Origin of the sequence: Variovorax humicola (assembly GCF_037889915.1) — a bacterium.
GTDB lineage: Bacteria > Pseudomonadota > Gammaproteobacteria > Burkholderiales > Burkholderiaceae_C > Variovorax > Variovorax humicola.
Window position 1 is genome coordinate 1 of the sequence record NZ_JBBKZV010000072.1, and the last position, 9,583, is coordinate 9,583.

Genomic DNA, 9,583 nt, shown 5'->3' on the forward strand with positions numbered 1-9,583 from the left:
GCCAGCAACAACCAGCAGGCGATCCAGCAGCTCGGCGCGAACCAGTCGCTCACCGACAGCTTCACCGCGGTGTCCTCCGACGGCACGGCCAACCAGGTGGTGACCGTGACCCTCGCCGGCACCAACGATGCACCCGTCCTGAGTGCTGCCGCAACGCCGATCCTGGCATCGGTCAACGAGGATGCTGGTGCACCGGCCGGGGCTGTCGGGACGCTGGTGTCGAGCTTGGTGAATCTGAACCCGCCGACCGGCGGCCTCGACAACGTGACCGATGCGGACAGCGGCGCCATGACCGGCATCGCCTTGACTGGCGTGAATGCGACCCACGGAAGCTGGTGGTACTCCACCAATGGCGGCGCCAACTGGGCGGCGGTGGGCGCGGTGTCGGACGCGTCCGCGCTGCTGCTGGCTGCGGACGCGAACACGCGTGTCTACTTCCAGGGGAATTCGAACTTCAACGGGACGGTCAGCGACGGCATCACCTTCCGCGCCTGGGATCAGACGAGCGGCGCAGCAGGAACCAAGTTGAGCACCGTGACGAATGGAGACAGCTCCGCGTTCTCGAACGCGACCGACACGGCGAGCATCACCGTCAGCGCCGTGAACGACGACCCGGTCGCGGTGGCCGACAGGATCATCGTGTCGGACAACACGCTCGTCACGCTGTCCGTGAACTCACTGCTCGGCAACGATACAGACATCGACGGACTTGCCATGTCGATCACTAGCGTCGGCAGCGCGGTCGGAATTTCCGGCCTGACCCTGGACGCTGCCAACGGCACGATCAGCTTCGCCAGCGGCAGCACAGCGGGAGCCACGGCCGGCAGCTTCCAGTACACCGTGTCGGACGGCGCCGGGGGCACCTCGACCGCAACGGCGACGATAGACATCAGAGCCCTGTCCAGCGGAAACGGCGCCGATTCCCTTGATCTCAGCGCGACCGGCACCTACCAGGCTTCCTTCATCGATGGCCGCGGCGGCGCCGACAACCTGACGGGCGGTGCGGCCGGCGACGTCTTCGTCGGAGGGAGCGGCAACGGGGCCGACACGCTGATCGGCTCTGCCGGCAACGACCTCCTGATTGGCGGCGACGGCAACGACACCCTGACGGGCGGCGCCGGCAACGACGTCCTGCGAGGAGGCATCGGCAACAACGACTCGATGGACGGCGGCGACGGCACCGAGGATCTGCTCGACTTCTCGGACGGGACCGTGGCAGTCAATTTCACGCTGGTCCAAAGTGCGACATCGACCAGCATCGCAACCGGTACCGCCGGGCTCGGCACCAATGACACGTACCGGAACATCGAAGGCGTGATTGGCACGGGTTTGGCAGACACCCTCATCGGCAGCGCATTCAACGACATCATTCGCGGCGGCGCCGGCAACGACACGCTGGACGGCGCAGGCGGCACCGCAGACCTGCTCGACTTCTCGGACGGCACGGCCGGGCTAACGTTCACGCTGACGCAAAGCAGCACCGCGACGACCTTCAATGCCAGTGCTGCAGGCCTTGGCATCGACAACTACAAGAACTTCGAGGGCGTCATCGGCACGGCATTCGCCGACACGATCACGGGTTCGACGTCGAACGACCAGTTGCGCGGCGGCGGCGGTAACGATGTGATCAACGGACTCGCCGGCGCCGACCGCATCGTCGGCGGGGCAGGCGCCGACACGCTGACCGGCGGCGCCGGCAACGACACCTTCGTCTTCGACTCGGCGCCGAACGCGGTCGACTACATCACCGATTTCAACGCCTCGGGGTCGGCGGGGAGTGGCGACCTGATCGAGCTGTCGCTCGGCACGTTCTCGGCGCTCTCGACCGCGAATGGCAACACGCTGTCGGCGGCCGAGTTCGCGTCCTTGAACGGTGGTGGTGCGGGAGACACGGTGGGTGCAGGCGTGCACGTGATCTACGACAGCGCGACGGGCAACCTCTACTACGACGCGGACGGCCTCGGCGCCGCCAACCGTACGCTCGTGGCGACGCTGACGCTCAGCAATCCAGCCGACACATTCGACAACAACGACATCAAGGTCGGCCTGTGACTTCCGGCGCGCTGTCCGCCAACGCAGCTGGCGGCCCACACGGGAAGTCGCCGAGTTCATGAAGCCTCTGCTCCAACTGCTCAAGCGGCCGCTCCTTGTGGTCGCGGGCTTCTCCTTCTTCGTGAACCTGCTGCTGCTCGCGCCTGCGCTCTTTATGCTGCAGGTTTTCGACCGCGTGCTGACGAGCCAAAGCAAGGAGACGCTGTTGGTGCTGTTGCTCGGCGTGGCCGTGGCCCTCGGCCTGATGCTGGTGCTGGACTACCTGCGCAGCCGGCTGCAAGGCGTCGCGGGCCATCTGATCGCCGAGCATCTGTCTCCGACCGTGGCCAAGGTCATGCTGGCCCACACGGCGAGCCGCGCCGAGCGAGCGCCGTCCGAAGGGCTGCGCGACGTCGCGGCGCTGCGCAACCTGTTCTCCGCCCAGGGGCTGCTGGCGCTGTTCGACACGCCTTGGGCGTTCATCTACGTCGCCGTCATCTGGCTGGCGCATCCGCTGCTGGGCATGGCGGCCGCGGCTGCGTCCGTGTTGATGATCCTCCTTGCCGTGGCGAACGACCGGGTCACCCGCCGCGACATCGAAGCGCTGCAAAAGGAAGCCGCCAAGGCCACGCACTACCTCGAGTCCTCGATGCAGAACGCGGAGCTGGCGCAGTCGCTCGGAATGGGGGACGCGCTGATCGCGCGCTGGCGCCATCTGAGCGCCGGCGTTGCCGCGCTGCAAGGTCCGACCGCGCGTAAGTCGGTGGCGATGGCGGCGCTCACGCGTACCACACGCCAGTCGGTACAGGTCCTGCTGCAGGCGCTCGGCGCGTACCTCGTCATCACCGGCGAAGGCACGTCGGGCATCCTCGTGGCCTGCACCATCCTGCTGGGCCGGGCGCTGGCGCCGGTGGAGCAGGTGGTAGGGAGCTGGCGCGTGCTGGCCGAGGGGCGTCTCGCCTTCACGCGCCTGTCGGATCTGTTGGACGCCGCCGAGCGCCAGCCACAACGCATGGAGTTGCCGGCCCCGACCGGCCGGCTGCACGCACAAGGCCTGGTGTTCCGGGTCCCGCGGAGCGAACGGATGATCCTTGCCGGCGTATCGCTGAGCCTGGAGCCCGGCGAGTCGCTGGCCATCACCGGCGCGAGCGGGGCCGGCAAGTCGACCCTGGTGCGCCTGCTGACCGGTCTGTGGAGGCCCCACGCCGGCGTGGTGCGACTGGACCACGTCGACCTGTCGCAATGGTCACGCGAAGAGCTCGGCCCTTGGCTCGGCTATGTGCCGCAGGACGTCGAACTGTTCGCGGGCACCGTCGCCGACAACATCGCGCGGCTGGGCGATGTCGACTCGCTGCAAGTCGTGCAGGCAGCGCAGCGAGCCGGTGTCCACGAGCTGATCCTGACGCTGCCCGAGGGCTACGACACCGTGATCGACACCATGGGCGTGATGCTGTCGCCGGGCCAGCGCCAGCGCATCGCACTGGCACGGGCGCTCTACGGAAACCCGAAGCTGCTGGTGCTGGACGAGCCGAACTCCAACCTGGACGGAGCCGGCGAACTGGCGCTCGCAGGGGCGTTGAGGGCGCTGCGTGGGCAAGTCACGGTGATCGTCGTCACGCACCGCAGCACGCTGGTGCAGCACATGGACAAGTTGCTGGTGCTGGAGGGCGGTCGCGTGCAGCAATACGGGCCGGTGGAAGAGGTCATGCAGACGATCAAGCGATCGAGCCAGAGCACGGGCATGGGCGGTGCCCAGGTGGTGATGATGCCGTCGCGCCCGGCGGAGAAAGTGTCATGAACAACACGGCCCATGGCGTCGCGGCAAATGATCCCCTGGCGCTGCACTTGCGCGACGCGCGCCGTCTTGCGAACTGGGGCGTCGCCGTCCTTGTCTGCGGCGTGCTTCCAATCGCGGCCTGGATGGGCTTCGCGCCGTTGTCGTCCGCCGTGGTGGCGCAGGCCCATGTGAAGGTGGACCTGAACCGGCGTCCGGTGCAGCATGCGGAAGGCGGCATCGTGCGTGAAGTGCTGGTGCGCGACGGCCAGCGCGTGCGGCAGGGAGAGCCCTTGGTGGTACTGGGCGACGTGTCGGTGGACGCCGACAGGAACCGGCTGGATCACCGTGTCAAGACCGAGCGCGCCAGCCTGGCGCGGCTCGACGCGGAGCAGACCCTGGCGCGCGCGATCACTTTCCCACCGGACGTGGTTGAAACTGCGGCAGTCGACCCACGGCTGGCCGAGCAGATGGACAAGGAACGCGCGCTGTTCGAGGCGCGGCGCGATGCGTTGGTGGGACAAGTGCAATTGCTTCGTTCGCAGCGCGAAAAGGTAGCGGAGGAGATCGGCGCGCTGCGCGCCCAGATCGTGCAGGCGAGCGAATCGATGAAATTCCAGAAAGGCGATCTTGAAACCAACAAGAAGCTGCTCAGGGACGGCTTCATCTCAACCGCCCGCATTGCCCAGCTGGAAAGCGCTGTCGCCGACTACGGCGTGAAGATCGAGGAACGACGCGCGGAGCTGGCGCGCGCCCAGCAGCGCGCGGTCGATGCCGATCTGCGCATCCGCTCGTTGGAGAGCGACTATCGCCAGCAGGCGAGCGACCAGCGGAAGGCCACGGCGGCGCGGCTTTCCGAGATCGAGCAGGAGCGGCGCAAGTCGCTCGACGCCTCGGCGCGCCAGGTGATCACGGCGCCGGCCAGCGGTGAAATCATCGACCTCAAGTATTCGACGCCCGGCGCGGTGATCCCGCCGCGCGAGACGATCGCGGACATCGTTCCCGAGGGTGCCCGCTTGCTCATCGAGGCACGCGTGCGAACGGAGGACATCAACCGTGTCCGGCGCGAGCAGCCGGCGGACGTCCGGTTCACGGCCTTCCAGTACCGCACGACGCATCTGGTGCATGGCAAGGTCGTCTATGTCTCTGGCGACCGCCTGGTGGAGCGGGCCAGCAACATCCCCTACTACTCGGTGCTCGTCGAGGCCGATCCAGCTTCCCTGTCGGAGGCGGGAGACCTCAAGCTGCTAGCGGGCATGCCCGCGGAGGTCTACGTCACGGGAGAGACGCGGACCGCGCTTCAGTATTTCCTGGAGCCGATCCTTCAGGTCCTGCGGCGCTCCATGCGGGAGCGTTGATCAGCCGACTGTTACGGCCCATTCGCCTGCTGGCGCTGGTGGTGCCGGCCGAGGTGGTCAACGCTGTGCTGGACGCTCAAGGCGGCAATCATGGCGCGCTCCTTCGGCGAGCTCTCGCGTGCAGCGTAAGTTTTGTCATGCCTGACGTAGCACGAAGCCCGGCGTTCAATCCTCCTCAAATAAGGGTCATGGATGCGTTTGCTTGCATGCATGCCTACATTGGGACCCCAAGCACCCAGTACTCGAAACATTCCGTTAGTTGTACTCTTCGACTGGACCAGGGTCAGCGTCGGCTGACTGGCTTCGATGGTGCACAGAACAAGAAGCGCCATGAGGCCGTGAAGGAGCAGCTGACCTTCGTCCAGATGACTTGCCGGGGCCGTCGTTTTGACGCTGCTCCGCGCCTGGCTGCAACCAACCAACCACCGGCCCCATCCTGATTACTTGGTGCATTGGCTTCATGAAGCAGCTCTGTGTGGGAAATTTCCTGAACAGGCGCTGGACTTTCAAGGCTGGTGATAGGTCACGACAAAACCCAATGGCCACCAAGTGACCCTGGCGCCTGTCTGGAAGCGATCCGGATCGCCGCGCCAGGGCTCGCGAGGCCGACCAGCGATTTGAAGAGCTGATGACTGATCGAGCAGGGACCGAGTCACGTCGCCATCAAACAACTCGGTCTGGGCCACTGCTTCGTGCGGGCTGGCACCGCCCGCGGGCGCTAGGGCGGTCATGCCTTTAGATACCCGTACACACTGGCCCGGGAGATGCCGAGCGTCTCCGCGATGTCCACCTTGGGAACGCCCCGCGCAGCCATCTCCCGGAGCGTCCTGGCTGCGTCAGCGTCGAGGACCGGCTTACGCCCCTTGTAGACCCCTTGGGCCTTTGCGATCGCGATCCCTTCACGCTGGCGTTCCTTGATCAGAGACCGCTCGAACTGACCGATGGCGCCGAGCAGCTGGAGCATCAGCATCGACATCGGATCGCTGTCGTCCTTGGCGAAAGTGAGATGTTCCTTCATGAACGTCACCGACACCCCCTTGGCGGTCAGCGCCTCCACCACATCCTGCAAGTCCCTCAAGGATCGTGAAAGGCGGTCCATGCTGTGCACGAACAGGTGGTCGCCTTCGCGTACGTAGTCGAGCATCGCCTGAAGCTGAGGCCGATGGGTGTCCTTGCCGCTCGCCTTGTCCGTGAAGGTCTTGTCCAGCTCAACGCCATCCAGTTGCCGGGTATTGTTCTGGCCCACACTGGAAACCCGAACGTAGCCGATGCGTTTTCCGGTGTGCCTTGCGGCGGTGTGGCGCTGTGTGTTCATGGGAGGGCAGTTCCTATGCTTTGTGCATTTGAACTCTAAGAGGCATCATGGAATATGTCAAACAATCCCAAAAATGATCCTAGATAGACAAAGTTGCGCGGCTCCCACCATGTCTTATACGGGTGTACCCAATTCGGACGCGTTACTGTCGGCCAGAAGCGGAACGTCACCCGCGCCTCAAACACCGGCCGTTGGCATCCGGCGCATACTCGGTGCAGCGGAGGTGACGATGTGGAAAGAGCGATGCATCCCCCACGCATTTTCAGCCGGGCGAAGGTAAGAGCTAAAGGCTCGGCAGGATGACGATGACGTTCAAGACGACCGCTGCAGAGGGCTGGAATGCATATACGGTCTGCGAAGCCATCGAGCCGCCGGACTCTGGTGCTGGCTATCACCGCCACGCAACTTACGACGAGACATTTTTCATTTGCGAGGGGCACTACGACTTTCGCCTCGACGGCAAGCTGCTCAAGCTGGGCCCTGGGGACGTTGTGTTTGTGCCCCGGGCACACCGCACGGATTCTTGAACACAGGACCGGAATTAGGCCGCCAGCTCTTCATCAGTTCGCCCGGTGGAGTCTTCGATGCTTTAATAGCCGAAGTCTCAGCGCTCGATACGGGCAGCCCGACGCGCCAGGCTTCGCAGGAGACCAAGGATATCGCCGCCAAATACGGCCTTGAGTTCCTGGCTTCGTGAATTGGGGGCGGCTCGTCCCCGACACGGCGTTCACTCGGGCGGCAGCATGCGCCATCAGCGGACAATGGAGGCCAGGTGCCAGTACCAGAAGAGCGAGTCGAATACTTCAAGGATGGTACGGTCCGAGCCCGAGGTCAAATGCTCGACGGCTTGTTAAACGGCTACTGGGAATGGTTCCGCAAGGATGGCGTCCGAATGCGCTCGGGCTACTTCGAGCTTGGAGTCCAAGTAGGAACGTGGACGACCTACGACAAGCGTGGTGCGGTGTACAAAGTCACCATGATGAAGCCAACAGGCAAGTAACGACCACAACCTGACACCTGCGCCCGCGTCCGAAATGAATCGGCGAGCGACGTTTTGCGGGGCTTGGCCCGGGAACGTTAAACAGGGAAGGTAGAGGCTACAGATCCGAGCCCAGAACGAAGGCCCTGGAAACGCGATGGAGCCGAGTACGGATCAACTTCTGTCGCACCGGTCCGCCGCGCACGCGCGCTTGCCGGTCGGGGCAATTACGCGGGTCACTTTATCTTTTCCAAATTCGTGCGTCTCTGGAGCAATACGACCCCGTCGGTAAAGTTGCCGGTAAAGTGGCCGTTCGTTCCCACAAAGCCCTCACCTGAGATGCGAGGTCGAAGGTTTCGCCACCTGGCGGACGAACGCCCTGCCCTGCTCCGATTTCCCGATTTCGCAAGTGCGCCCCGGCAACGAAATGCTTCGGCAGGCGAGAAGTTGCGGGAGCGAAGTTGCGCTTGGACTTCGGGAGCCGGCCACAAGGAGTCCTTCGCCGGCTGCGGAGTGCCCCGGCTTCGCAAACGATTGTCCATGTTGGTCGAACCGCCGATATTCAGTTCGGTCGCGGCATCCACTCCGCATGGCAGGAGCGCTTGTGTTGGAACTCTGTTCGAATTTCGGCATGAACCGCAGCCCGACGAACATTCGACACGACTTCGAGCCAGAGGATTCACGGCCGTTGCCACATCGCAGTGGGGCCTGAAGCGCTGAAGCGCACTGAATCGGACGTGATCTCAAAAAACCAAGCCAGCTAGCACCACTGCAGTGCAACGTTTGCACCAAAGAAGCTCTAATACTTTTGACCTGTTTACAGGGCAGAAATAGAGACTATTCTCGCCATTTATAAATTGCGCTGTTCATCGCGTCGACATTTCTCGCGCTTCCAAAGGCGGGAACTACCTTGCACACCACCTTTGAGAAGATTGTTAGTGCAAGTCTCCTCGTGTTTAGATTGCGAGTTCCAAACAACGCTAATTCGGGCGTTGTGATGCCGTCTGAACGACTGGACAGGTCACCGTGCGCTTGGACGAGTCGGCTGCAGCAGCTTCTGGGGGAGTGATACACGGCCCTTCAGCACCGTTCCTGATTCGCTTAGGACGAAGCCCAATGAGACTTTCGTGAAGGCGGTCCGAGACGGGAAAGATGAAGTCCGAGAAGCCCGCGATTTAATGGCGACAGTAGTGGCAACAGGCTTCGCCGCAGTGTTGTTTGTCTATCTGGCTCGCGCACCTATTGCGAGTGAATCGTCATCGCCGTAATCCGATCGGAGGCAGCGAATCAACATGGTTAAGTTTGACGCAACCCGCCGCCCCATCATTTCTACTGCGGCTCAGCAGCTTTTCCAGCAACCGAAATCGCCTTTGGAGAATTGCTGAACGATAGCATCGGCGGTGCCATAGAGTTCAAGGGGAGTCATCGAGGCGACATGATCGCGAGAGGGTGCGAACACAAAGCGCCCCCACTTCTGCAACTCAACCAAGGATTCTTCAATGAAAAATCTCTGCTTTCTCAAGCTTTCGGTGGGCGTTGCCGTGTTTGCAGCACTTCAAACGCCACATCTCGTAGTGGCACAACAGGCCCCGCCCGGACCAATCGATCAAACTTTCGTAATCAATCCCGGAGATGCTCCTTACGCTTGCAATTTCCCCTTGCAGGGACACATTCAGGGAAAAACAGGTACCTTGACATTGCCCGGTCCCCGTTTTATTACTCTAACTACAAGCCCCAACCAGAATGTAACACTGACGAATCTAAATACAAAAGAAACGGTCACGCTAAATATCACGGGCACCACAAAGTTCCATGAGGATCAATCATTCAATAAAGTCTATGTCGTGAACGGACGTAATCTACTCGGGGATCCTGTGGCTGGATTGGTCTTGGGAATAGGCAATTTCAACTTCATTTTCGATCAAGGCGGAAATCTTATAACGCCGCTCAACGGAACCGGGCGATTGCTTCCCGTATGCCCGATGCTCGAGTAGGCGCTTCTAATCACAATTGCGCTAGTACATCAACACGTAAATAACGGAACATGAATACACTCTGCATGTCATCACAAGACGTTCGGAGGTGTAGTCATGCGCCAAACAGAGTTGAAGCTGAGCCCGCAGGAC

8 protein-coding genes are annotated in these 9,583 nt (G+C 62.5%); 7 read left to right on the plus strand and 1 reads right to left on the minus strand.

Annotated elements, in window-relative coordinates; translation table 11 throughout:
- The 3 genes from WKW80_RS36685 to WKW80_RS36695 form a co-directional block, all read left to right on the plus strand.
- Positions 1–2,052, plus strand: a 2,052-nt coding sequence (locus WKW80_RS36685) for an Ig-like domain-containing protein (protein WP_340368475.1), incomplete at its 5' end; no start/stop codon positions are given.
- A 58-nt stretch (positions 2,053–2,110) separates the two neighbouring features.
- Positions 2,111–3,829 carry a type I secretion system permease/ATPase gene (locus WKW80_RS36690; protein WP_340368476.1) on the plus strand — a complete coding sequence of 573 codons (1,719 nt, stop codon included), beginning with the start codon at positions 2,111–2,113 and terminating at the stop codon, positions 3,827–3,829.
- Positions 3,826–5,163, plus strand: a complete 1,338-nt coding sequence (locus WKW80_RS36695; RefSeq protein WP_340368477.1) for an HlyD family type I secretion periplasmic adaptor subunit — start codon at positions 3,826–3,828, stop codon at positions 5,161–5,163. Before WKW80_RS36690 ends, WKW80_RS36695 begins: the two co-directional genes overlap by 4 nt.
- A 727-nt stretch (positions 5,164–5,890) precedes the next feature.
- On the opposite strand, the gene WKW80_RS36700 is transcribed toward WKW80_RS36695, so the two are convergent.
- A complete protein-coding gene (locus WKW80_RS36700; protein ID WP_340368478.1) occupies positions 5,891–6,478 on the minus strand; it encodes a recombinase family protein in 588 nt (195 codons plus the stop codon).
- Between the two features lie 305 nt (positions 6,479–6,783).
- Between WKW80_RS36700 and WKW80_RS36705 the strand changes: the two genes are divergently transcribed.
- From WKW80_RS36705 to WKW80_RS36720, 4 genes are all read left to right on the plus strand, one after another.
- The gene (locus WKW80_RS36705) at positions 6,784–7,005 is read left to right on the plus strand and encodes a cupin domain-containing protein (protein ID WP_340368479.1); all 222 of its coding nucleotides are present in this window, start codon (positions 6,784–6,786) and stop codon (positions 7,003–7,005) included.
- Positions 7,002–7,175 carry a hypothetical protein gene (locus WKW80_RS36710; RefSeq protein ID WP_340368480.1) on the plus strand — a complete coding sequence of 58 codons (174 nt, stop codon included), beginning with the start codon at positions 7,002–7,004 and terminating at the stop codon, positions 7,173–7,175. Before WKW80_RS36705 ends, WKW80_RS36710 begins: the two co-directional genes overlap by 4 nt.
- Before the next feature lie 138 nt (positions 7,176–7,313).
- Entirely contained in the window at positions 7,314–7,478 is a 165-nt protein-coding gene (locus WKW80_RS36715) for a toxin-antitoxin system YwqK family antitoxin (protein ID WP_340368481.1), read from the plus strand.
- A 1,478-nt stretch (positions 7,479–8,956) separates the two neighbouring features.
- The gene (locus WKW80_RS36720) at positions 8,957–9,451 is read left to right on the plus strand and encodes a hypothetical protein (RefSeq protein ID WP_340368482.1); all 495 of its coding nucleotides are present in this window, start codon (positions 8,957–8,959) and stop codon (positions 9,449–9,451) included.
- The last annotated feature ends 132 nt before the right edge of the window (positions 9,452–9,583 follow it).